Raw genomic sequence first — 23,688 nt, 5'->3', positions numbered from 1 at the left:
CGGGCCGCCCCCGTCTTCTTGTCGGTATGCCGTGTCGCCGCCGCCTTTCACATGGCGTTCGTGCGGATCGGCTCCTTCGGCGCCGGGTCATAGCCGATCAGCGGGGTGATGAGCTTGGCATAGGTGCCGTCGGCGACCATCCCGGCGAGGGCTTTGTTGACGGCCGCATGCAGGTTCGGCTTCCCCTTCTTGATGGCAAAGCCCTTCTGGATGGTGCTGAGCGGGGTTTCGATCATCACCAGCGGCAGCTTGCGGGCCTTGATCGCGTAGTTGCCGGCCACCGCGTCGTTGATCACCGCGTCGATGTTGCCGCCGACGAGGTCCTGCATGGCGTCCGCGGCGGTCTTGTAGCTCTTCAAGGTGGCGCCGTGGTCCTCGGCGAGCTTTCCGAAGGTCGAGGCCGAGAGGGCGCCCACATTCCGGCCCTTTAGATCGTCCGGACCCTTGATGCCCGTATCCTTGCGGGTGACGATCCGCGCCCCGGATTCGAGCCACCCGTCCGCGAAGGCGACCTGCTTCTGCCGGGCGGGCGTGATGTCCATCGACTCGCTGGTGATGTCGTACTGATCGGCCATCAGGCCGATCAGCAGGGCATCGAACTTGACGTTCACGGGGCTGTATTCGAGCCCGAGCCTGCGGCAGACCTCGCGCATCACCCGGACCTCCAGCCCGTCGAGCTCGCCGCTCGGCGTACGCATGCTGAAGGGCGCGAAGGTGCTGTCGGTCGCCACGATCAGCTTGCCGGGCTCGATCAGTTCCAGCTTGCCCTCGGCCGCGCGGACCGCGGGAGCAGCCAGCAGGCTGGTGCAGAGGGCAGCGAGTGCGAGGAGGTGTCGGCGGTTCATAGCAATCTCCGATGTTGGGACGGGGCGAGAGGTGTGAGCCGCGGCCCGACTCGCGGCAGGCGCTGCTCAGGACAGACGGGCGTAGCGCCGCTCGAAGTAGGCGGAGAGCTGCGACAGGATCGACGTGAGGCCGAGGTAAATCAGCGCCGCCGCGATGTAGAAATCGAACGGGCGAAACGTGGTGGCGATCATGAGCTGGGCGTAGAGGGTCAGCTCGACCACCGTGATCGTCGAGAGCAACGACGTGTTCTTGACCGACGAGATCGCCTCGTTGGTGAGCGAAGGCAGGATCATGCGGAAGACCTGCGGCATTACGATCCGCGCCATCATGATCCGCGGGTTCATGCCCAAGGCCAAGGCCGATTCCATCTGACCCCGGGGGATCGCCGCGAGGCCGGCACGGATGGTCTCGGCTACGTAGGCGCCGCTGCTGACGCCCAGCGCGATGATCCCGGCGGTGATCGGCGACAGCTTCACGCCGATCTGCGGCATGCCGAAATAGACGATGAACACCTGGACAAGGGTCGGCGTACCCCGAATAAACCAGACGTAGAAGCTCGCCAGGGCCCGGAAGGGAGCGAAGGACGAGCGCTTGCCTAGCGCCCCGAGCAGGCCGCAGACCCAGCTCACAAGAATACTCGCCACCGTGACGCCGAGAACGACGATGGTCGCCGAGAGAAAGCCGGGGCCGTAGGTGACGACCTCTTCCGAGAGGCTGAGCCACCAGTCCTGAATTGCCGTGACGCTCATCACCGTCCGAACTCCCCGCTGGATATGCGGCTACTCACGCCGAGTGCCCGAGGCCGGTCGGCTCGTGCAGCACACGCCGGAGGAAGTGGCGCAACCGCTCGCTCCGAGGGGCACCGATGACTTCCTTAGGCGGGCCGTCCTCGGCGATCACGCCACCGTCGAAGAACAGAGTGCGGGTGCCGACGTCGCGGGCGAAGGCCATCTCGTGGGTGACGAGCAGCATCGTCATCCCATCCGCCGCGAGGGAGGCCATCAGCGCCAGCACCTCGCCCACCAGCTCAGGATCGAGGGCCGAGGTCACCTCGTCGAACAGCATCACCTTGGGTGCCATCGCCAGGGCGCGCACGATCGCCACGCGCTGCTGCTGCCCACCCGAGAGCTTCGACGGGTAGGCTTGCCTCTTCTCGTAGAGGCCGATGCGCTCTAGCAGCGCCTCAGCTTCCTCCACCGCCTGCCGGCGCGGCATTCGTCGCACTCGGATCGGCGCCTCGACGACGTTCTCCAGCACGGTCATGTGCGGCCAGAGATTGTAGCTCTGGAAGACCATGCCGATCCGCGCCCGCAATTCGCAGAGCTGCTGCGGGGTCGGCTGACGACGGGCGCCCAGCTCGTAGTCGAAGGCGAATCGCTCGAAATCCATGAAGCCAGAGGTCGGCGTCTCCATAAGGTTCAGGCACCGCAGGAAGGTGCTCTTGCCCGAGCCGCTCGCGCCGATGATCGACACCACTTCGCCCTCGTGGATATCGAGGGAGATGCCCTTCAGGACCTCATTGGCGCCGTAGCTCTTGTGCAGCTTCCTGATCTTCAAAAGCGGCGTCTTGGCGACTTCGATCTCCGTCATCGTTCACCCTAAATCGTTGTCATCGTTTCGAATTTTATTGCAATACTGTGATAGTACTTGAACCTATCGATCTATTCGCTCTACCGTTCAAGAATATTACCGTGATATGCTGATCTGTATTGGATTTTCATGTTGCCAGTATCGAGGCGATGCGATACACTCATCGGTATACCACCGGCATTCAAGCGGTATTTATGAGCAGGGCTGCCTCGTACGTGTTCACTGAGCCTTCCTTCCCCCGTTCCCCCTCCGCGGAACCGTCGGGCGTCTGCCTCATCGTTCAGCCGATCCACGCAGCCGGGCTGGCCCGTCTCCGGGCGGCGGGGCTTGAGCACCGGATCGCCACCGACCTCGCCCCCGCGACTCTCGTCCGCGAGGCGGCCGACTGTGTCGCGGTGATCACGCGCAACGGCGGCTTCCCCGCAGAGGCGGTGCTGGCCGCGCCCCGGCTGAGGGTGATCGGGGTTCATGGCACCGGGACTGACCCGGTGGCCGTTCCCGAGGCGACGAGGGTAGGAATTCCGGTCGTCAACACGCCGGGGGCCAATGCCCAGTCCGTCGCCGAGCATGCGATCGGCCTGATCTTCGCCCTGGCGAAGGCGATCCCGCAGGCCGACCGGGCCATGCGGGAAGGCGACCACGATTTCCGCTACGGGGCGCGCCTCGTGGAACTCGCCGGGCTGACGCTCGGTCTCGTCGGGTTCGGTGCCATCGGGCAAGCGACCGGCCGACTGGCGGCGGCCCTCGGCATGGAAGTGCTCGCCTACGGCCCGACACGGCCCGACTCCGATTTTCAGGCCATAGGGGCCGAGCGCGCCACCTCCCTGCCGGACCTCCTCGCCCGGGCCGACGTGGTCTCCCTGCACCTGCCGCTCACGCCCCTGACCCGTGGGCTGATCGGTTCGGGGGAGCTGACCCGCATGAAGGCTGGCGCTTTTTTGATCAACACCGCCCGTGGCGCCTTGGTGGACGAGGGTGCCCTGGCCAAGGCTCTCGCTGCTGGGACCATTGCTGGCGCGGGGCTCGACGTGGTGTCGGGGGACGCGCTCGCGCACGACCATCCGCTCCATGGGGAGCGCCGGGCGATCCTTACCCCCCATGTCGCGGCATCCACCGAGGCGGCCCTGATCCGTGCGGCCGAGCGGGTCGCCGGGCAGGTGGTCGACGTGCTCGCCGGCCGCCGCCCACCGAACCTCGTCAACGCGGAGGTCTGGGATCGGCGGCGGCAGGGTGAACCGTCCGCGGAGTTTCCGGCATGAACGGGTTAGGGGCTGCAACGGGCGCAGATTTGATCGCCATCGACCCGGACTTCTGCGCCGGACTGTTCGCGCAGCTCCTGTCCTTCAGCCACGACGAGCCCGGGGTCACGCGGGCTGCCTACGGCGAGGGGGAGGAGCGGGCCCACGCCCTTATGCGAGCGACCGGGCTCGCACTGGGTCTGAGGCCCGAATGCGATGCCGCCGGCAATCTCTTCCTGACAATGCTGGGACGCGACCCGGCACTGTCACCCTGGATGGTCGGCTCGCATGTGGATACGGTACCGCACGGTGGTAACTTCGATGGTGCGGCCGGGGTGATTGGTGGCCTCGCAGCCCTTGAAGCCCTGCGCCGGGCGGGCCTCGTGCCGGCGCGCCCGGTGACGGTGGCGGTGTTCCGAGCCGAAGAGAGCGTGTGGTTCCCTGCCTCCTATGTCGGCAGCCGCGCCGCCTTCGGCTTACTGCCGCCCGACGTGCTCGACCTGCCCCGCGCCGATTCCGGCCGGAGCCTGCGCGAGCACATGGCTGAGCTCGGCCTGCGGCCGGAGGCTGTGGCGCGGGGCGAGCGGCTGCTCGACCCGACGCGGATCCACGGTTTTGTGGAAATGCATATCGAACAGGGTCCGGCGCTGGAGGCGACCGGGGTCCCGGTAGGCTTCGTCACGGCGATCAGCGGCAGCTTCCGCTACCGCAAGGCCGCCTGCTTCGGCCGCTACGGCCATTCCGGCGCGGTAGCGCGGTCCGAGCGCAGCGACGCCGTCTTCGCCCTCGCCGACCTGATCACCGGCCTCGATGCCCTGTGGGGCACGCTGGAGGCGGAGGGGCGGCCGGCCACGATCACGCTGGGCGAGGTCGGCACTGACCCGGTCCAGCACGCCTTCGCCAAGATCCCCGGCGAGGTCCGCTTCTGCCTCGACGTGCGCAGCACCGAGCCCGCCGTTCTGGACCGGATCGAGGCGGCCTTGGCCGAATTGGTTGCCGCCATCGAGGCCGCCCGCGGCGTGCGCTTCGTCCTGGGCGAGCGCACTGGCAGCACGCCGGCCCGAATGAGCTCAGCGTTGGTCGAGGCCCTGTCGGGCCATGCGCATCGGCTCGGGATGCCGTTCCGGACCATGCCGAGCGGGGCGGGACACGACACCGCGACCCTCGCCGGCCAGGGCGTGCCAAGCACGATGATCTTCATCCGCAACCAGAACGGCAGCCATAACCCGCACGAGGCGATGCGGATCGAGGATCTGTGCGCCGCCGCGGCCCTGGTGGCGCACCTCGTCGCAGAAGCCTGACCCCGCAGACAGAACCCACGCGAAAGGATGCACCGATGATCGTCGATCTGAACTGCGACATGGGCGAGGGCTTCGGCGTCTATCGCCTCGGCGACGACGCCGAGATGCTGACGGTGGCGACCTCCGCCAACATCGCCTGCGGCTTCCACGCGGGTGACCCGCTGGTGATGCACGAGACCCTGCGCGGCGCCGCCGCGAACGGCGTGCAGGCCGGCGCGCATCCAAGCTTCCTCGACCTTTGGGGCTTCGGCCGGCGGCCGATCCACGGCGAACGCCCGGCCGACATCGAGAAGGCGGTTCTCTACCAGGTCGGCGCCCTCCTGGCGCTCGCCCAGGATGCCGGCTGCCCGGTCCGCCACGTGAAGACGCACGGGGCGATGGGCAACATGGCCAACGAGGATGCCGACCTCGCCGTAGCGGTGGCGCGGGCGATCCGCACTCTCGACCGCGACCTGATCTTCGTGGTCATGCCGGGCCTGGAGACCGAGAAGGCCGGCGAGAAGCTCGGCCTGCTGATCGCCCGCGAGATCTACGCCGACCGCGCCTACGCGGATGATGGCTCCCTCGTCTCGCGCAGGCTACCCGGCGCCGTGCTGCACGATCCCGACTCCGTCTCGGAGCGCGTGATGCGGATGTTGGAGGATGGGGCGATCACCAGCCTATCCGGCCGGCGCATCCCGACTCGGATCGACACGATCTGCGTTCACGGCGACACGCCCGGCGCCGTCGCCATGGGACGCCGCCTGCGCGAGGATTGCTCCGCCAAGGGCATCGGTCTGCGTCCAATGGCTGAGGTGCTTGGTGTCTGAGCCTGGCTATCGCCTCCTCGATTGCGGCGATCGTGCCCTGACGGTCGAACTTGGCAAGACGGTTGATCCTGCGGTCAACGCGCAGGTCATCGCCCTGGACGAGGCGATCCGCGGCGCTGGACGACCGGGCCTCTTGGAGACGGTGCCGACCTATCGCTCGCTCCTCGTCCTCTACGACCCTGACCGGTTGCCCCGGGTCGAACTCGCGGCGCTGATCGCCGCCCATTGGCCGCCCCCGGAAGCAGGGGCCGGCGCGGGCCGCCGCTGGCGGGTACCAGTCCACTACGGCGGCGAGCACGGGGCCGACCTCGCCTCGCTTGCGGCCGGGGCGGGCTTGAGCCCGGAGGAGGTGGTCGCCGTCCATGCCGGCCGCGATTACTGCGTCTACATGATCGGCTTCGCCCCCGGCTTCGCCTATCTCGGCGGCCTGGATCCCCGCATCCATGCGAGCCGGCGCACCGATCCCCGACCCAAGACCCCGGCGGGCAGTGTATCCATCGGCGGGAACCAGACCGGCGTCTCGCCACCCCTGGAGTTGCCTAGCGGCTGGCAACTCATCGGCCGCACGCCCGCACGCTCCTACGATCCGGCGCGTGCCGAGCCGTTCCTGTTCACGGCCGGAGATCTGATCCGGTTCGACCCCATCGGCCGCGCCGAGTTCGATTCTCTCAGCGAGGCCGCCCGTGCCGGTGAGACCGTGGCCACCTTGGAGCGAATCGATGGCTGAAGGCCTGCGCGTCGTTGCCCCTGGTGTCGCCTCGACCCTGCAGGATGCCGGTCGGCAGGGCTACCTGCGCTACGGTATCTCCGGGTCCGGGGCGATGGATCCCGATCTGCTGGCCCTGGCCAACGCCCTTGTCGGCAATCCGCTCGACACGGCCGTGATCGAGATGGCGATGGTCGGCCCCACCCTCGTATGCGAGGCGGAATCCTGCCGCATCGCCCTCGCCGGGGCGCCCTTCGGGATGATCCTGAATGGGCGCATACTCGACCTCTTCACCGCCTACGACCTACGGCGGGGGGATCGGCTCATCCTGGGCGCCCCACGGCAGGGCTTACGGGCCTGCCTCGCGGTCGCCGGGGGCTTCGCCGTGGCGCCGATGCTCGCCAGCGTCTCGACGCATAGCCGTACTCGCCTAGGCGGCCTGGACGGCAATCCTCTCGCTGCGGGCGACCTGCTACCCCTCGGCGCGCCCAAGTCCAGCGACCGACCGCTGACCCTGCCGCCGCTCCACCGGCCACGTCTAGGCGGTCCGATCCGGGTTGTTCTCGGGCCGCAGGCCGACAGCTTCACCGAAGAGGGTCTGCGAACCTTCCTCTCCGCGCCCTACACGCTCACCGCGCGGGCGGACCGGATGGGCTGCCACCTCGACGGGCCGCCGATCGCCCATGCAGATGGCTTCAACATAGTCTCAGACGGGATCGTGAACGGCTCGATCCAGGTGCCCGGACACGGACGTCCCCTCATCCTGCTCGCCGACCGCCACACCACCGGAGGGTATCCAAAGATCGCCACGGTGATCTCGGCCGATCTCGGTCGCCTGTCGCAGGTGCGGCCGGGCGAAACGATTGTGTTCGAAGCCGTCACCGTCGAGGAGGCCCAGTCCCTCGCCCGCGGGGCGAGACGTACCCTCGCAGCGCGACGGGCGGCCCTCGTACCGGCCGGCGGCGCAGAGCTCGACAGCGCCTTCCTGCTGTCCTGCAACCTCATCGGTGGCGTCATCTCGGCGAGCGCTCTCGAACCGGCCGCCTGAGGGCGCGACGGTCCCGTCCATACACGACGAAAAGGCTTATCGATGCTCACGCCATTCCACCTCGCCTACCACGTCACCGACCTCGACGCGGCGCGCCGCTTCTACGGCGGTGTGCTCGGTTGCCGGGAGGGGCGCAGCACGGAGACCTGGGTGGATTTCGAATTCTTCGGCCATCAGATCTCGCTGCATCTGGGTGAGCCCTTCGCGACGACCCGGACCGGAAAGGTCGGTACCCACATGGTGATGATGCCCCATCTCGGCGTGGTGCTGCCGCTCGACGCCTGGGAGGCACTGGCCGCCCGCATTGAGGCGGAGGGCGTTGCTTTTGACATCCCGCCGGTAATCCGTTTCGCGGGGGAGCCCGGCGAGCAGCGCACGATGTTCTTCTTCGACCCAAGCGGTAACCCCATCGAAATCAAGGGTTTTAGGGATCTCAAGAGCGTCTTCGAACACTGACTTACATTCGCAGTTAGCCCTCACGCGCCTGAATGCCGGCTCGTTCGTTCCGTGGCGCGGTCGAGCAGGCGGAAGGCGGAGCATGATGGCGATTCGCTGTTGAATGTCCGCGCTCAAGCGAAGAAGAGAAGCGCCTGGATGGCTGAAATGGGCGCCAAGCCGAACGACCGGTTTTGCGGCTGGCAGCGGCCTGGCGCGACTTAGATTGGCCGAAATCGGACTGGCTGGTTTCGACTTCACCATGTCCTTAAGCGGACGTCGCAACAGCCTCGCTTCCCGTATCCAAAGAACACGTTTTGCCGACCTTTGAATAGCCGACATGGTTACCCGACAGGATTTCAATCGCGTTGATTAGTCTATCATATACGGCCTACGACCATCGGGAAAACGATCGTTTTCGGGGCATTAGGGCGTACCCACTTGAACGATCTGTTGGGGTGGTTCTCCGCCAGGCCGCTTCCAAGTAGCCGCGAATCGAAGCGGACGTCGCGGTTTGGCCCGCTCACGACCCCTTGCAGACCCACGGAACGTCCGCTTGTAGCTTGCTCGGGGTGGCAGGAATCTACTGCCGGAACGGGCAGTCATGCGGCTGCAGCCGAGCCCTGCAAGAAGTGAGTTATTCACGAACAAACTTCACCTGCCGTCATGAACTGAGCCGCATACTCCTCCTCGATCGAGGATGGTTAAAGATGTTCAAGCGGCTCGCGGACCGCGTTTCATTGCGCCGCCAGATCAGTCTGCTCGCCGGCGCCATCGGCCTTGCTATTGTCGGCGTGACCACGATCGGGTCCGCGCTGCTGGCGCGCGGGCAGGCCACCGATATGGCGCAGAACACCCTCCTGCAGGTCGCCCGGTCGATGGCCGATCGACTTGATCAGGACATGGCCGAACGCCTGCGGGAAGTCCGCAACGTTGGTTCACTCGAACCGCTGCAGCCCCACTGGATGGCGAACACCGGCGGCCTGCGCATAGTGCTTGAGACGATGCAGAGGACGTTGCCGGACTACGCCTGGATCGGGTTTGCCGATCGCGACGGCCGGGTGCGTGCTGCAACAGGCGGCGTTCTTGATGGGGTAAGCGTCAGCCAGCGCCCCTGGTTCAGCAATGGTCTTCGGCAAGCGGCGGTGGAGGATGTGCACGCGGCAGCCCTGCTGGAATCCAAGCTTCCTCCCTACAGCGATGGAACGCCGTTTCGGTTCGTGGACTTGGCTGTCCCGGTCCGCGATGCCTCGGGACAGATCATCGGTGTCCTTGGGGCGCACCTCAGCTGGCGATGGGCAGACGTGGTCCGGCGCGAGGTCCTGTCGTCTCGCAGACCTGAGCTGAAGGAGGACGTAGTCGTCCTCGATCGCTCCGGCCGAGTTTTGCTCGGATCCGACGCTTTAGCGACCCCGTACACGGCCGCGGAACTCGCATCCGGGAATTTCAGCGTCCAGAGCGCTGAGGGCACTCGGCTTGCTGCGGTCGCTGCAACGCGCGGTCGAGGCGAATATCCGGGCCTGGGATGGACCGTCGTCGCGCTGCAGCCGATCGATACGGCGCTGGCCGGGGCTAACCGTCTGACCAGCCTTATCCTTCTCCTCGGGCTCTCCACGGCTATCCTCGGTGCTGTCGGTATCTGGTGGGTCGCGGCCCGGCTGACCCAGCCACTGACGCAGCTGACGGCGGCAGTCGACCGCATCGGCCGCGAGGCGAATGCGACGATGACGCGCCACCTGCACGGCTCTCCCGAGGTTCTGCACCTATCGACCTCTGTCAGATCGCTCTTGAGACGCATCGGCACGGTCGAGGCGGGTGCCCGCCTTATCGAAGTGGAGGCCTCACACGCGATCGAAGCCGCAGAGAATCGCCTCAAACGTCTCGGCGCCGATCTGCACGCCATGCAGGTTCTTGCCGACACCGACGCACTGACTGCTCTCCTCAACCGACGCGCGTTCCTGCCCTTAGCCAACGGCGCGATGAGCAACTTCAAGCGGTACCGGCGTTCGATCTGCATTCTGATGATCGACATCGATCACTTCAAGCGTGTCAACGACCTGTACGGGCATGCCGCGGGCGATGAGGTTATCCGCCAAGTTGGGCGCATCGTCAGCGAGGCTATCCGACCCACCGACAAGGTGGCGCGGTTCGGTGGCGAGGAGTTCGTGGTCCTGCTCTGCGAAATTGGTCTGGAAGGCGCGGCTATCTTCGCGGACCGCATCCGACAGACGGTGGCAAACACTGTATTTGAGCCTGGCGGTCAGTGTCTCAGAGCTACAATCAGCATCGGCATGGCCGAGGCTGAGTTCACCGATGGCGACGTCGATCACACGATCGAACGGGCAGACCGCGCACTCTATGCGGCCAAGTCCGGCGGCCGCAACTGCGTGCGATCGTTTGAGGCTTCAAAATCACCAGGTCTGAAAGCGGCAGCTTAGAGCGACCGCGGGATATCCCAGTCGCTTACGTGAGAGGCTACTGGGTCGAGATCTCCCGGATCGCCGAGCCCTTACTTTTACATTGAGAGCGACGAGGCCGCTGAAGCTGTCGTCACGGGGCACAGGGTCGTCATGCATGATCTGACCCAAAGGTGAACCACTCTCTATCCATGCAGCTTTAGTTAGCGATGATCAACGCACCTGGGCCATTAGGTCGCGGGCGATTAGGCCGCCCGAGGCTCCGCAAAGGGTGGCAAGCAGCAATTATGCTTTCGGCACTAGGAGAAATGCCGCTTTCAAACCCGGAAAATCGCTCTGATGCCGTTAATTTCCCTCCTTTGCGTGCTACGATCTAGTCGATCCAGCTATAAGACACGCTTTTTTGAGGCTGTAAGGCCGTATTCCTGCTACAAACAGAGTTTGGCAAGGGTTTTTCAGTTAGATGGATCAGGGGGATATGAGGCTCAGGTCGGGTGAAAGCGCCGCCCATACCTTTGCCGCACGAAGGCTTCCAGTCGCACTATGTCTGAAATTTTACACAAGGACCGTTCCGAGGAAGCGCGCCTGAGTGCACTTCAACAGTACGACCTGCTCGACACGCCGCCGAGCGAGAGCTTCGACCGCATCACGCGGATGGCTAGCCAGATCTTCAACCTGCCAATTTCAGCGGTGTCGCTGACGGATCGCGACCGGCAATGGTTCAAGTCGCGCATCGGCGTCGAGCATTCATCGATCCCGCGGGAACAGGCGCCGTGCGGACAGGTGGCTGAGACCACCGACGTTCTGGTGATCCCCGACTTCAAGAAAGATGCCTGCTACGCCGACAGCGTGCTCGGCCGCAGCGGCATCCGCTTCTATGCCGGCGCGCCGCTGGTGACCCGCGAAGGTTACGGGCTCGGCGCCCTATGCGTTTTAGGAACTGAGCCGCGCGCTGCCACTGAGGCCGAGGTCGCCGCCCTGAAAGATTTGGCCGCGATGGTCATGGCGCAGATCGAGTTGCAGCATGCCTTTGGCCGGATCGACCCGCTGAGCGGCCTGCCGAGCCGGAACCAGTTCCTTGATGACCTGTCCGATCTCGCGGCCGAGCGTCCGGACGAGGCTCGGCTTGCCGTGCTCATCGATCTCGCGCGTCCCGAACAGATCAATGCCTATGCCCGCGTCATGGGCCTGGGCCGCATCGACGATTTAATCAGGGACACCGCGCGCGGAATACACCGTGACATCGGTAGAGAGCTCAAGCTCTATCACACGGCGGCCACGCAATTCGCCTTCCTGGCGCCCCCGGGAGTCCGACAAGACGATTATGTCCGTCGGCTGACGGACGGACAGAGGGAGGCGCAGCAGCGCTCCATCACTGGAATGCTTATGACCAGCGCCATCGGTGTGACCGTCTTTGCGCCCGGATCGACCAGACCGCAAGACGTACTGCGAGCCCTCTACGGCGCGGTTCAGGAAGCCCGCATGTCGCCCGATCTAGTCGGCATCTATTCACTCGCGGCCGATCAAGCCTATCATCGCCGATACAGACTGCTGCAGGACTTCGGGTCGGCACTGCTTGCTGGTGATCAGTTGCGGCTCGTGTTCCAGCCGCGCATCGATCTGCCCACGGGACGATGTATCGGCGCGGAAGCGCTGCTGCGCTGGAACCACCCGGTCTTGGGCCCCGTGTCTCCCAGCGAGTTCGTCCCGGTCATCGAGCACTCACCACACGCCCAAGCCATGACGACCTTCGTTCTGGAAACAGCCCTCGCGCAGGCGCGTCGCTGGCGAGACGCCAAGCGTGAGATTGTGATTTCGGTCAACGTCTCGGCTGCCAACCTGCACGAAATGGATTTCGCCCATTCCGTCCAGGTCGCGCTTGAGCGGCTCGGTCTGGAACCGGAGCGACTAGAGTTGGAGGTGACTGAGAGCGCTATCATGCAGGATGCTATCAACGCGCGGCGCCAGTTGGACGAGCTTGCCGCCGCCGGGGTTCGCCTAGCGATCGATGATTTTGGCACCGGCTACAGCAGCCTCGCCTATCTTCAGGATCTGCCAGCCCACGTCGTGAAGATCGACCGAAGCTTCGTACTGAAACTAAGCGAAGGCCAGAAGGAGATGTCGCTCGTGCGCTCGATGATCGGCCTCTCGCATGATCTCGGCTACCGTGTGGTAGCGGAAGGCATCGAGACCGTTGAGGCGGCCGATCTGCTTTTGGCGATGCAATGCGACGAGGCCCAGGGCTACTTCTTTGCTCGTCCGCTGGAGGTCGATGAATTTCAGAGTTGGTTTGAAGACCACGAGTAAAATATCAAATCTTCGGGTAATATAAGTAATCGAAAATGGTCAAACAGAATGAGATATATTCGTAATGACGCTGTTTCTAAATGCAATATGTTAATTGCTAATCAGGTTGAATGGGGAATTATTTGGCCACCCTATAAATTTCGATGATAGCGATGGCGAAAACAGAATTTATTAAAAAATTTAATTATTTTCAGTTAATCTAACTTTTTTATACAACTAACTAGATTCAAATTATTTCTTGGTTCGGAGCGGACTTCACATCTATGTCTGATCCAATACATTCGATTTTTGGGAGTGAATGAGCAGGAAACCATCCTACCCGAACGCAGGCCGTGCTTTATTGATCTGCCACGAGCGGACCTTTTGAGGATCCGAGAAGGGCCGGAGGCAGCCCCAAGCTTCGGGTATCAAGTGTCGGGTTCGGGCCAATCGTCGCAAATTGCGGATCTGGAGCCGTACAGGCGCCTCTGCACTTACTCGGATTCTGTAGCGGAAAACGACCCGCGCCCGTCCAGAGCCAAATTTGGCGACCGTAGAAGCCGCCCGTCGATCCAGGAAACCCGCCGGTCCTGGGACCAGCGGGCTCTCACGATTCCAGGGGTAAGAACCGTGCGGTTCAAGCTGCCTTGCGAGCCTTCTCACGAGGCTCGGTGTGTGAGCCGGGCTGCCCCAGTCCGATCGCCTTGGCCAGCGCTGAACGCTGTTCGGCATAGCTGGGGGCGACCATCGGGTAGTCGGCTGGAAGACCGTAGCGCTCGCAGTAGGTCTGCGGGGTCAGCCCATTGGCGGTCAGGTGCCGCTTGAGCGTCTTGTATGTCTTTCCATCGACGAAGCTCGTCAGACCGTCCTGCTGAACCGACTTGCGGATCTGGGCGGGAGATGGTCGTGCAACTTCTGGCTGAGATTCGGCGGCACTGGCAGCTGAACCTGAAGCAATCGAAGCGATGGTGTCGTGCATGGCTCGGATCAGACCGGCCAACTCAGCGACCGGCACGGAATTGTTCGAGATGTACGCGGCGACAACCTCACCAGCCAATCGGACGGAATCAACCTGAGGTCCGGTATCTTCTAGTATCATCTTACTACTGCTCAGTTGGAAGCTTAGGTGCGTGCATGCACCACGGCCACGCAAATTAGATCAGCAGCGAAAGGCAGGATTCAAGCCCCGACTGCCGGGGATTCCAATATGGTTAACAGAAGCCCGCCGGTCGTGGGGCTAGCGGGTTGCTTCGTTGCGGACGAGTTTAATGCGCTCGTTGAAGAAGGAAGCGGAATCCCAGTCACGGTACCCGAGGATCGGCCCCGCTCGCACAATCAGCTGATATGATGATCCAAGCGTCCGATGAATCGCTCGCGATCCCATACCTCGACGCTGCGCCCATCAGCCATACCACGAGCCGTGGTCATCGCTTCACCGTCATCTTCGGAACGGATGATCTCCGCTCCATCGATCCGACCATCCCCACGTAACCAGTAAACTCGGTAGCAAGGGCGTCGCTTGGTTTCGTCCCGGACTTGCGATTGAGCAAACATGGGAAGGCTCCCAAAGGGCGAAGCGGCTGCCCCTCGCGCCGTAACCGATCTCCAATATCGGTCGTACGAGGATCCTGTGATGACCGAACAGTGATCCGCAACAACCTGTATTAGAACTCATGAGCTATCTCTGGCGTCAGTGTGAAACCGTCCGCCAGAAAGCCTGTCGAGGCTGGAATCGTAAGCCAACGCACAAGTGATACCGATCCTCATTGATTAGAACCCATGAGCCCAGGCGCGCAGTCCGATAAAGATGGTGCGCCAGGGTCGGTCGATGAGGGTGTTCCAGTCGCGGCAGCAATGGTCGAGGATGTCAGCGTAAAATTTGAAGACGCGGTTGCCGAGCCAGTTGTCGCGCATGAACTGCCAGAGGTTCTCCATGGGGTTCAGTCGGAGGAGCGAGCCGGCACGGGCAATAGGGTGATGTTGGCGGGCACGACGAGTTTCTTGGTTGTGCGCCAGCCCGCCTGATCGAGCAGCAGGACGGCGTGCGCACCGGGGCGACGACCTGGGCGATCTCTTCGAGATGCAAGGCCATCGCCTCGGTGATGCAGCGTGGCGTGACGAGGCCGTCCCCTTTGCCGAGGGCGGGGCAGATCGCACCGAAGATGTAGGCGGAGGCGGCGCGCTGGTCCTTCGGCGCCGCAGGTCGCGTGCCGCGCTTGGCCCAGCGGCGGGTGATCGTGTTCTTCTGGCCGACCCGAGCCTCGTCGGCGAACCAGATCTCTATCGGCTTGCCGCCGACGGCTTGCGCGATCTCCGTCCTGCGGGCGGGGAAGGCTTTCTAAAAACCGGGATGGCTTCCGGGTCCTGGGCGTGATGGCGCGGGCAGGCGGAGAGCTTGCGGTAGCCCCGGGCTCGCAGGACCCGGCTCAGCGAAGCGGACGAGCGAAAATCCCCCCAACCAAGTCGCAGACCGCCACGTGGTCGATAGCCGGGACGCGGACCTCGCGAGGCGCACAATGGGCCGCTAGCAGCCGCGGACTATCAAGGCGCGCCTGTTGCTGTAGCTTGACCTCTTACGAACGGGTTGCCGCAGCCGTCGCGGTAGGCGTTCGCTATTGAGGAGCGTCGGAGGCTCACTGAACGACCGGGATGGGCGCAAAGCGACCTTGCTAACGGGATTGCTGCGGGAGAGGTCCAGCGGTCGGTCGGCCACATGGCCCTCCGGGTTGCGGCCGGTTCCTAGTCCACGTGTTCGCGAGGCGCGCCTACAGCCTACGCATAATCGTTGAGGGACGACCATCCAACGAGGAATTGGCCTGCCGCCGTCGCATGGCTGAGCATCTATAAGATCGCATCCTAACCGATAGCTAGCCATCTATAAGGGTCCCGCGCGAGGGCTCGATTTGCCTTCGGCGCCCAGGCGAACTGGATGTCCAAGAAGCTCGATTATTTGCGCCAAGCCTACACCCATACCTTGCTGCTGGCCGGGCGACAGTGGCGGCGCGCAGCTAACGGCGTCGTAGAATCACATGGCCTCTCCGACGCGACCGCGCTCCCTCTCATTCTCATTGGCCGACTCGATGGCGAGCCGCGCCAGAACGCTGTGGCCGAGGCCGTCGGCATCGAAGGCGCATCGCTGGTGAGGTTGCTCGATCAGCTCTGCACGGCTGGACTGGTCGTGCGGAAGGAAGATCCGACGGATAGGCGCGCCAAGATGCTCAGCCTCACGCAGGCCGGGCAGCAGACCGTGGCGCAGATGGAAGCCGAACTCAACGAACTACGGGAGCAGGTGTTCTCCGACGTCGACACCGCTGATCTGGAAGCGAGCGTGAGGGTCTTCCAAGCGCTTCAGAAGTACATCCGTGAGTTCCCGAACGGCATGGCTCGCGAGGAGGCCGCAGAATGACGCTCCCTGGCTGGCGCGACTGGGCGTTCTCGATCAAGACCTTCGTGGCGGCGGTGCTGGCGATGTATCTCGCCATGTGGATCGACCTGCCTCGGCCCTACTGGGCGCTGGGCACCGTTTACATCACCAGCCAGGTGCTGGCCGGTGCGACTCGGGCCAAGGCCCTTTACCGGGTCCTGGGCACCCTGCTGGGCGCTGTCGTCAGCATCACCCTCGTGCCGAACCTCGTCAATGCGCCTGAGCTTCTGACGCTCGCTATCGCACTCTGGGTGTCGATCTGCCTGTACTTCTCGCTGCTCGACCGCACCCCCCGCAGCTATCTGATGATGCTCGGCGGCTACACGGCGGCCCTGATCGGCTTCCCGAGCGTGGGCGAACCGGGGACGATGTTCGACACCGCGGTGGCCCGCGCCGAGGAGATCACGCTCGGCATCCTGTGCGCCAGCCTCGTCAATACGATCGTATTGCCCCAGTCCGTGGCGCCGATGATATCCACGCGCCTGGATCTCTGGCTGCGCGACGCGCGCGGTTGGGTTGCCGACGTGCTCGGCCGTGCGCGTCAGACGGGAGACACTCAAGCCAAGCGGCTCAAGCTCGCCTCGGACGCCATCGCCTTCGACGCCCTGGCGACGCCGTTGCGCTACGACATGACCGGCGCCGAGCGCTCTGTCGCCGCCATGGCGACGCTGCGCCAGCACATGCTGATGTTTCTGCCGATCGTTTCGGCGGTCGCAGACCGAGTCGATGCCCTGGAGCAAGCCAAGGCGCTTCCGATCCGCGTGCGCGCCCTCCTCGACGATATGGCTGCGTGGCTCGCCTCTGGGGCGACCGACCCCGTCGCGGCTGACCGGCTGCGGATGGCAGCCGACGCGGTCGATCCGGTCCTTCACAAAAACTTCGCCTGGCCGGACCTGGTGCTCGCCAGCTTGGTGGCGCGCCTGCGCGACTTCATCGACCTGCGCCAGGATGCCAGGCTCCTGCAAAGGCACATCGTCGACGGGACGCCCGTTAGAAAGGAACTCGCCTTTCGCTATACCGCCGCCGCGCGCACGATCCGTCACCGTGACCATGGCATGGCGCTTCTGTCCGCGGTCGGCGTGTTCCTTGTCGTCCTGCTCACCTGCTCGATCTGGATCGCGACCGGTTGGCCGGATGGCTCCGGCGCGCCGATGATGGCGGCGGTCGGCTGCTGCTTCTTCGCCGCGCAGGACGACCCTGCACCGTCCATCCTTGGCTTCGCCAACTCGGCCGTGCTCGGCGCCGTCGTCGCCGCCATCTACCTGTTCGCGGTTCTGCCGCAGGCCACGAGCTTCGAGATGCTGGCCCTGGCGCTGGCGCCGGCGCTCATCCTGTGCGGAGTCTGCATGACGCAGCCGCGGACGGCGCCGATGGCGATGGGTGCTGCGGTCAACGGTTCGGCCGTGATCGCGCTCCAGAGCAGCTACACCGGCGACTTCGCTGCCTTCGCCAACTCTGCGCTCTCGATCATCGTCGGGATGTGGGTCGCCACGCTGGTGACACGCCTCGTCCGGTCGGTCGGGGCCGGGTGGTCGGCGCACCGCCTCCAGGCCGTGAACCGGCGCAGCCTCGCCCAGGCCGCCGAGCGTCACGGCGCGCAGAGCGGTCTGGAGCTCGCCGCCATCATGCTGGACCGCGTCGGACTGCTCGCTCCGCGTCTCGCAGCCTTACCGCCGGATGATGCGGAATGGACGGCCGATCTGCTCGCCGAGGTGCGGATCGGGGTGAACGTGGTCGAGCTGCGCCGCGACCGCCGGCAGCTCTCGACGGAAGCCAGGACCGCGGTCGAGCGGCTCCTTGGCGGCATGGCGCGGCACTTCGGCGGCCGCGCGGCTCTCCCGCCCACCGAACTCTTGGTGTCCCTCGATGCGGCGCTCGACGCGGTGGCGATTGAACCGGAGCGCCCGGCACATCGAGCGGCGCTCCTCGGGCTTGTCGGCATCCGCCGCGGGCTGTTTCCCGAGGCTCCTCCCTATCGGCCGAGTCTGGTGGCCCAAACCCAGGCGGCGCTTGCGGCATGACCGGCGAACTCGACATCTACGGCGTCTTCGTCCCGAGCCTCGGGGCCTGGATGATCCTCGCCTTCTTGATCAGCCTGCCCCTGCGCCGGATGCTCGCACTGACAGGCTTCTACCGGCTGGTCTGGCACCGGCCGCTGTTCGACCTCGCGCTCTACGTCGTCCTGCTGGGCTGTGTTGTCACGGTCGGGCAGCCCCTGATCTCCTGACAGTTCGTCGTTCGCCCCCGTCAGTTCCTCACGCCTTCTATTGATCGTTTGGTTCCCGCCATGACACGGTTTCTCGCTCTCTCGTTCCGGCTCGTCGTCACCCTGGCGATGGTCGCCGCCGCCGTCGTTGTCGGCCTGGCTTTGTGGGACTACTACATGGAGGCGCCCTGGACCCGGGATGGTCGCGTGCGCGCCGACGTGGTCGAGGTGGCGCCGGACGTCTCCGGCCTCGTCACCGAGGTGCTGGTCGAGGACAACCAGACCGTGAAGCGCGGTGACGTGCTGTTTAAGATCGACCCCGAGCGCTTCACCCTCGCCCTGCGGCAGGCCGATGCGATCGTCGAGGGCAAGAAAGCGACGGCGGAACAGGCGGCAGCCGACTACCAGCGCTACATCAAGTTGAGCGACGCCGCGGTCTCGCAGCAGAAGGTCGAGCTTGCACGAGCGACAGACCTCGCCGCGAAAGCTTCTTACGATCAGGCCATGGCCGACCGCGACCTCGCCCGTCTGAACCTCGAACGCTCGGCGGTGAAGGCTTCAGTCAACGGGCGCATCACCAACATGGAGCTGCGCCCGGGCAACTACGTCAACACCGGCCGGGGCGTTATGGCACTGGTCGACCGCGACACGCTCCGGGTCGAGGGCTACTTCGAGGAGACGAAGCTGCCGCGCATCCACGTCGGCGATAAGGCCAGCATCCGCCTGATGGGCGAGGATGGACTGTTGGACGGGCACGTCGAGAGCGTCGCCGGCGGCATCGAGGACCGTGAGCGTTCGGCCGGTGCGAACCTGCTGGCCAACGTCAACCCGACCTTCGCGTGGGTGCGGCTGGCACAGCGCATTCCCGTGCGGATCAAGCTGGACGGGGTGCCTGATCAGACGCGGCTGGTCTCGGGCCGAACAGCAACGGTCGCCGTCGATGCGGCGGGCGAAAACCACCGGCCCGCCCTCCTTGGATTTCTGCACAAGTTTACGCTCGTGGCCGATCGCTCCTCGAAGTGACCGAGGTGCAGCGTCAATCGATGTGAGTAGTCGAACCTCTCGATGCAGGTCGCACGCGCCTATCCGCCGAGATCCTGTGTGAATGCGCTGCCTTCGAGACGGGACGCCTCCACCAGGGCACCGCCTTCCCAGCTGCCGGAAGCCGCTGCACCGCGCTGAAGCTGACGGCGCCTCCTGATCGTCCCCCTTTGAAGTGGCTCTTCGCCAAGTTTGGTGGATTGGGTTGGTGGAAGGGATGCCGGAAGGTAGCTCCTGGCTGAACCGGGCGGGGATTCTCAGATCAGGGTATGACCCTTCTCTGTCACATACCCGGCTGTCGCTTTCTCCACGTCACGCGTGAGGAGAGCACTACCCTTCGCATTTCCGCTCAAGCGAAGCGCGATCATGCCCGTTGCCCACGCTGTCGTACGGTCAGCCGGTCGGTGCATAGTCGCTATCACCGGCGTCCCGCCGACCTGCCGACGAGCGGTCAGGAAGTGCGTCTGACCCTGACGATCCGACGTTTTTACTGCCACGACCCTGCTTGCGCCCGCCGAACCTTTGCCGAGCGTCTGCCGGGCCTCCTCGACCGCTACGCTCAGAGAACCTGCCGGCTGGTCGATGCTCAGGTTCGGACCGCGCTGGCGCTCGGTGCCACACCCGCCGCCCGGCTGCTGCCGCACCTGGCGATGCCCACCAGTGCCACGACGCTGCTGCGGGGTATCCGCCAATGTCCGCTGCCGACCGGATCCAAACCGATCATCGTCGGTGTCGACGACTGGGCTCTGCGCAAGGGCAGAACCTATGGCACCATCCTGGTCGACCTCGAACGCCGCCGTCCTATCGATCTGCTGCCGGATCGTTCGGCCTCGACGCTGGCGGCCCGGCTCCGGCGCGACCCACAGATCCAGGTCGTGGCACGGGACCGCTCGACCGAATATGCGCGTGGGACCGCCATGGGTGCGCCCGATGCCGTTCAGGTCGCAGACCGGTGGCATCTCCTGCTCAATACCCGACAGATGGTCGAGCGCTGGCTCGCCCGCGTCCATCCGCGTCTGAAGCTGTTGCCGGCCGTGGCCCCGTCATCGCCATCGATTCGGCGCGTCACGCCCTACCCGCGCGCACCGTCCGAGATGCTCGCGCGAGCTGCGGCCCGCGGTCGATGGGAAGCCGCCTATGACGACGTGCGTCGCCGCCATGCGGAAGGACACTCGCTTCGGCGCATCAATCGCGAGACGGGCTTGGCCCGGGCCACGGTGCGCAAGTACGCCTTCGCCGCGAGCTTTCCCCGGAACGGCATGCGCGAGCCGAAGCCGAGCATGCTCGATCCTTATCTCTGGCATCTGCATGGCCGCCTCAATGAGGGCTGCGAGAATGCGGAGCAGCTCTGGCGCGAACTTCAGGGGATCGGCTTTGCCGGCACCTCGAAGCAGGTGCATCGCTGGTTGTCCGAGCGGCGCGCAGGCTTGGCCGGAACGACTATCCGGTCGTCGCCAGCACCGACCGACACCCGAGTTCTGACCTCCACCGCATCACCCCTGGCCTCATCCAAGCAGCTGTCCTGGTATCTCCTGCGGGAGCCCGAAGACCTCGGCCCTGAGGCGGCTGCGGTCGTCTCGCGTGTCCTGCAGGATACCGAGGCGGCCAAGGTGGTCGATCTCGGCCGCCGGTTCTGCCGGATCGTCCGGAGCCACTGTGGCCAGCAGCCGTCAGGAAAATCAGATGTCCCGGCGTTCGATCAATGGCTGGGCGAAGCGCAAACCTGCGGTGTCCGGATCGTCGAGAGCTTCGCTGCTAGCCTCGGCCAGGATAGAGATGCTGTTCGGTCCGCACTGACACTGCCTTGGAGCAGTGGACAAGCCGAAGGCCAGATCACGCGTCTCAAGCTCTTGAAGCGCGCCATGTACGGCCGCGCCAACCTCGACCTCCTAAAACGACGGTTCCTCCTCGCAGCCTGATCCACCAAACTTGGCGAAGAGCCTTGAAGTGGTCCGCCCTGAAGTATGGCTTTTGAGCCGACTGGAGTTGACCCCGTTTGTGGTCCACGGCCTATGCAAGTTCTCGGGCTGTGACAGCTTGGTCGGCGAAGGCTCGGGGCGTCCAGCCGCCCAGGGCCGTGTGGGGTCGATCCTCGTTGTCGTGGCACCTCCTTTCCTCGATGCGCTCACGGGCATCGGCCAGCGACAGGAACCACGAGGCGTTCAGGCATTCCGCTCGGAGGCGGCCGTTGAACGACTCGATATAGGCGTTGTCGGTCGGCCTGCCCGGTCGGGAGAAGTCGATCTCGACCCCGTTCAGGTAGGCCCATTGGTCGAGCATGCGCCCGGCGAACTCTGGCCCGTTGTCGACCCGCAGGCTCTTGGGTCGGCCCCGCAGCCGGACCAAGGCGTCCAGAGCCTCGGTCACCTGGAAGGCGCGAAAGTTCGCTCTCGGTGTGAGTGAGAGCGCCTCTCGCGTGTGGCAATCGACGACGGTCAGGATCCGAAATGGACGCCCGTCGAAGATGCGGTCGGACATGAAGTCCGTCGCCCAGACCTCGTTGGGCCCACCGATCGCCGGTCGTCCCTGACGGTAGCGCCAGACTCGTTTGCGCTTGGGCAGCTTGGACCGAATCGAAAGTCCCTCGTCGCGGTAGATCCGGTAGGTGCGCTTATGGTTCACCTCCCAGCCCTCCCGTCGTAACAGGATGTGCAGCCGTCGGTAGCCGTAGCGCACCCGTGCAGCAGCCAACTCCTTCAATCGCATCGGCAGCGCGACCTGAGGGTCCGAGCGCTTCCTGTATCGCTGGGACGAGCGGCCGAAGCCGGTAGCCAGACAGGCCCGACGCTCGCTGTTCCCGTGGGCCACCTGCAGGTGGCCGGCGACCTCACGGCGAGCGGCAGGCCTCACCACTTTCGTTTGAGGACGTCCTGCAACATGGAGCGGTCCAGCGTCAGGTCGGCGACCAGCCGCTTGAGCTTGCTGTTCTCGTCCTCCAACTGCTTCAGCCGCCGGATCTCCGGCACGCCCATGCCGACGAACTGTTTCTCCCAGCGATAAAAGGTCGGCTCGGATACGCCCACCTTCCGGCAGACCTCGTCCACCGTCGCGCCGTTCTCCGCCTGCCGCAGGGCGAAGGCGATCTGTTCGTTCGTGAGGCGTTTGCGAGGCATGGCATCCACCCTCCTTCAGGATTCAGGATGCCCGAAGCACTTGCGCTCAGCGCGGACCAGTTTGGTGGGGCAGGATCATTCGAGAGCCCGGCCATCATCAGCCGACGCTCGGGCGCGGTGCGCAATGCCTATCGCGCTGGTCCTGATGGCGCTACGGCCTCCACTCGCGTCCAGGGCCTACCGCGCCCGGATGTAGGCCAGGCCGACGGTGAGTGCTGGGCGTCCCGGGAGAAGGCCAGGAAGGCGTTCGAGATTATGCAGAAGGGCGAGGGCCGCCTCGATGCGTCCGCCGGCCGTGCCGGTGTCGTGGGCGGCACGAAGGTCGAGGCGAACGGCAGCGTGAACGTCCTCGTTCAGAAGCCCGGGCCCGACACGAACGTCCGGACCTCTGCCTCCGGCAACCTGTTCAAGGACGTGGTGCTAAGCCGGGGGCGGACGATGGCCCCGGCAGAGCGGTCGTGAGGCGCTAGCCCCTCACCTGGCTAGCCGCGCCGGTAGCACTGTCGGGGTCGTGCTCGACGCATTTGACGCTGCAAACGAGGCTACGAAGCCAGCCATTGAGCGAACGTCGTCCGGCTGGCGTGGATCGTGGGCGACCACCTCCGCTTCGCGTTCCAGCCGGAGATTACAGGCCTTCGATGGTAGGCCGACATCAGGCGTGCAGGCGTCGTGGCGGGCGCAAGCTGCGTCCAGCGCGTCGATGGGTGGCAGCGGAGCGTTGTTGCCTGGGCCGCAGTAATTGCCGTGAATGAGAAGCTTGGGGCCACCATTGGCGGCAGGTTGCGCGAGAGACGGGGCGGCCCACGAAGCGATTAGAAGCATCGGGGCGGCGAGTCGGATGGCGGCGAGCGACATCATGGCGGAGACCCTCCAGCACCGGTGCCTCTCTTAGTCACGTCGGCGAGGACGGTGCGAAGAATGGTTAACCACCACCCACCAATCCGTGATGTGTTCCGGAACACTACCCTTGCGTGTGCTGCGCTCCAGCGAACCGAGTGATCCCAGAAAGCTTAGCCGCGCCTCTCGAAGGCTTGCTGCTTCGGCGTGGGTGAACCGGTTCTGCGTAATCAGCCCTCAAGCCTAGCTGCAGACTCGCGTTGAGGTAGCGCTGCAAATCGATATGCTACCGATATGTCAAACAGCGTTGAACATTGGTTCTTCCGCACTTTCGGTGCTGAGCGGTGGTTTGGACGTTGATTCGCATGTTGGCCCGAGGGCAGTGCGATGT

20 protein-coding genes and 1 pseudogene are annotated in these 23,688 nt (G+C 64.8%); 14 read left to right on the top strand and 7 right to left on the bottom strand.

The window, feature by feature from the left end; genetic code table 11:
* Window positions 1-47 precede the first annotated feature (47 nt).
* The 3 genes from AC0IY0_RS24900 to AC0IY0_RS24890 all read right to left on the bottom strand — a co-directional run bounded on the left by AC0IY0_RS24900 (window position 48) and on the right by AC0IY0_RS24890 (window position 2,436).
* Window positions 48-845: a transporter substrate-binding domain-containing protein gene (locus AC0IY0_RS24900; RefSeq protein WP_147909017.1), complete on the bottom strand. Its 798-nt coding sequence runs from the start codon at window positions 843-845 to the stop codon at window positions 48-50.
* Between the two features lie 66 nt (window positions 846-911).
* On the bottom strand, window positions 912-1,595 hold the full coding sequence (locus AC0IY0_RS24895; protein WP_147909016.1) for an amino acid ABC transporter permease: 684 nt from the start codon (window positions 1,593-1,595) through the stop codon (window positions 912-914).
* A 34-nt stretch (window positions 1,596-1,629) separates the two neighbouring features.
* A complete protein-coding gene (locus AC0IY0_RS24890) occupies window positions 1,630-2,436 on the bottom strand; it encodes an amino acid ABC transporter ATP-binding protein (protein ID WP_147909015.1) in 807 nt (268 codons plus the stop codon).
* 194 nt (window positions 2,437-2,630) lie between these two features.
* Between AC0IY0_RS24890 and AC0IY0_RS24885 the strand changes: the two genes are divergently transcribed.
* From AC0IY0_RS24885 to AC0IY0_RS24850, 8 genes are all read left to right on the top strand, one after another.
* Entirely contained in the window at window positions 2,631-3,695 is a 1,065-nt protein-coding gene (locus AC0IY0_RS24885) for a hydroxyacid dehydrogenase (protein ID WP_246692333.1), read from the top strand.
* On the top strand, window positions 3,692-4,975 hold the full coding sequence (locus tag AC0IY0_RS24880) for a Zn-dependent hydrolase (RefSeq protein WP_147909014.1): 1,284 nt from the start codon (window positions 3,692-3,694) through the stop codon (window positions 4,973-4,975). Before AC0IY0_RS24885 ends, AC0IY0_RS24880 begins: the two co-directional genes overlap by 4 nt.
* A gap of 35 nt (window positions 4,976-5,010) precedes the next feature.
* The gene (locus AC0IY0_RS24875) at window positions 5,011-5,784 is read left to right on the top strand and encodes a LamB/YcsF family protein (RefSeq protein WP_419830077.1); all 774 of its coding nucleotides are present in this window, start codon (window positions 5,011-5,013) and stop codon (window positions 5,782-5,784) included.
* Window positions 5,777-6,511, top strand: coding sequence for a 5-oxoprolinase subunit PxpB (gene pxpB / locus AC0IY0_RS24870; protein WP_471765964.1), 735 nt, complete (start codon window positions 5,777-5,779; stop codon window positions 6,509-6,511). The genes AC0IY0_RS24875 and pxpB overlap by 8 nt, the downstream gene beginning before the upstream one ends.
* On the top strand, window positions 6,504-7,538 hold the full coding sequence (locus tag AC0IY0_RS24865) for a 5-oxoprolinase subunit C family protein (RefSeq protein WP_419830079.1): 1,035 nt from the start codon (window positions 6,504-6,506) through the stop codon (window positions 7,536-7,538). The genes pxpB and AC0IY0_RS24865 overlap by 8 nt, the downstream gene beginning before the upstream one ends.
* A 42-nt stretch (window positions 7,539-7,580) precedes the next feature.
* On the top strand, window positions 7,581-7,994 hold the full coding sequence (locus AC0IY0_RS24860) for a VOC family protein (protein WP_419830080.1): 414 nt from the start codon (window positions 7,581-7,583) through the stop codon (window positions 7,992-7,994).
* Between the two features lie 689 nt (window positions 7,995-8,683).
* A complete protein-coding gene (locus AC0IY0_RS24855; RefSeq protein ID WP_471765962.1) occupies window positions 8,684-10,411 on the top strand; it encodes a sensor domain-containing diguanylate cyclase in 1,728 nt (575 codons plus the stop codon).
* 522 nt (window positions 10,412-10,933) lie between these two features.
* Window positions 10,934-12,697: a sensor domain-containing phosphodiesterase gene (locus AC0IY0_RS24850; protein WP_419830081.1), complete on the top strand. Its 1,764-nt coding sequence runs from the start codon at window positions 10,934-10,936 to the stop codon at window positions 12,695-12,697.
* Between the two features lie 616 nt (window positions 12,698-13,313).
* On the opposite strand, the gene AC0IY0_RS24845 is transcribed toward AC0IY0_RS24850, so the two are convergent.
* Both AC0IY0_RS24845 and AC0IY0_RS24840 read right to left on the bottom strand, forming a co-directional pair.
* A complete protein-coding gene (locus AC0IY0_RS24845) occupies window positions 13,314-13,775 on the bottom strand; it encodes a Ros/MucR family transcriptional regulator (RefSeq protein ID WP_147941403.1) in 462 nt (153 codons plus the stop codon).
* A 671-nt stretch (window positions 13,776-14,446) separates the two neighbouring features.
* A pseudogene (locus tag AC0IY0_RS24840) lies at window positions 14,447-15,118 on the bottom strand (IS630 family transposase); the annotation flags it as partial.
* A gap of 487 nt (window positions 15,119-15,605) precedes the next feature.
* Between AC0IY0_RS24840 and AC0IY0_RS24835 the strand changes: the two are divergent.
* The 5 genes from AC0IY0_RS24835 to AC0IY0_RS24815 all read left to right on the top strand — a co-directional run bounded on the left by AC0IY0_RS24835 (window position 15,606) and on the right by AC0IY0_RS24815 (window position 21,266).
* Window positions 15,606-16,082 carry a MarR family winged helix-turn-helix transcriptional regulator gene (locus tag AC0IY0_RS24835; protein WP_147909006.1) on the top strand — a complete coding sequence of 159 codons (477 nt, stop codon included), beginning with the start codon at window positions 15,606-15,608 and terminating at the stop codon, window positions 16,080-16,082.
* Window positions 16,079-18,121 carry an FUSC family protein gene (locus tag AC0IY0_RS24830; RefSeq protein WP_147941405.1) on the top strand — a complete coding sequence of 681 codons (2,043 nt, stop codon included), beginning with the start codon at window positions 16,079-16,081 and terminating at the stop codon, window positions 18,119-18,121. Before AC0IY0_RS24835 ends, AC0IY0_RS24830 begins: the two co-directional genes overlap by 4 nt.
* Window positions 18,118-18,327, top strand: coding sequence for a DUF1656 domain-containing protein (locus AC0IY0_RS24825; RefSeq protein ID WP_147909004.1), 210 nt, complete (start codon window positions 18,118-18,120; stop codon window positions 18,325-18,327). The genes AC0IY0_RS24830 and AC0IY0_RS24825 overlap by 4 nt, the downstream gene beginning before the upstream one ends.
* 60 nt (window positions 18,328-18,387) lie before the next feature.
* Entirely contained in the window at window positions 18,388-19,329 is a 942-nt protein-coding gene (locus tag AC0IY0_RS24820) for an efflux RND transporter periplasmic adaptor subunit (RefSeq protein ID WP_471765959.1), read from the top strand.
* Between the two features lie 287 nt (window positions 19,330-19,616).
* Window positions 19,617-21,266, top strand: coding sequence for an ISL3 family transposase (locus AC0IY0_RS24815; RefSeq protein ID WP_471765957.1), 1,650 nt, complete (start codon window positions 19,617-19,619; stop codon window positions 21,264-21,266).
* Between the two features lie 91 nt (window positions 21,267-21,357).
* On the opposite strand, the gene AC0IY0_RS24810 is transcribed toward AC0IY0_RS24815, so the two are convergent.
* Window positions 21,358-22,460, bottom strand: a protein-coding gene (locus tag AC0IY0_RS24810; protein WP_471765955.1) for an IS3 family transposase whose coding sequence is annotated in 2 segments (ribosomal slippage) — window positions 21,358-22,199 and window positions 22,199-22,460 — 1,104 coding nt in all. Because the reading frame shifts where the segments join, the coding sequence is not laid out codon by codon here.
* 255 nt (window positions 22,461-22,715) lie between these two features.
* On the opposite strand from AC0IY0_RS24810, the gene AC0IY0_RS24805 reads away from it, so the two are divergent.
* Window positions 22,716-22,922 carry a hypothetical protein gene (locus AC0IY0_RS24805; RefSeq protein WP_419830084.1) on the top strand — a complete coding sequence of 69 codons (207 nt, stop codon included), beginning with the start codon at window positions 22,716-22,718 and terminating at the stop codon, window positions 22,920-22,922.
* Between the two features lie 12 nt (window positions 22,923-22,934).
* Here AC0IY0_RS24805 and AC0IY0_RS24800 read toward each other — a convergent pair whose 3' ends face one another.
* Window positions 22,935-23,315 carry a hypothetical protein gene (locus AC0IY0_RS24800; RefSeq protein ID WP_471766004.1) on the bottom strand — a complete coding sequence of 127 codons (381 nt, stop codon included), beginning with the start codon at window positions 23,313-23,315 and terminating at the stop codon, window positions 22,935-22,937.
* Window positions 23,316-23,688 lie beyond the last annotated feature (373 nt).

Source organism: Methylobacterium sp. AC315 (genome assembly GCF_979253755.1).
Note: the sequence above shows the minus strand (reverse complement) of the source record. Positions and strands in the feature narration are given on the sequence as shown.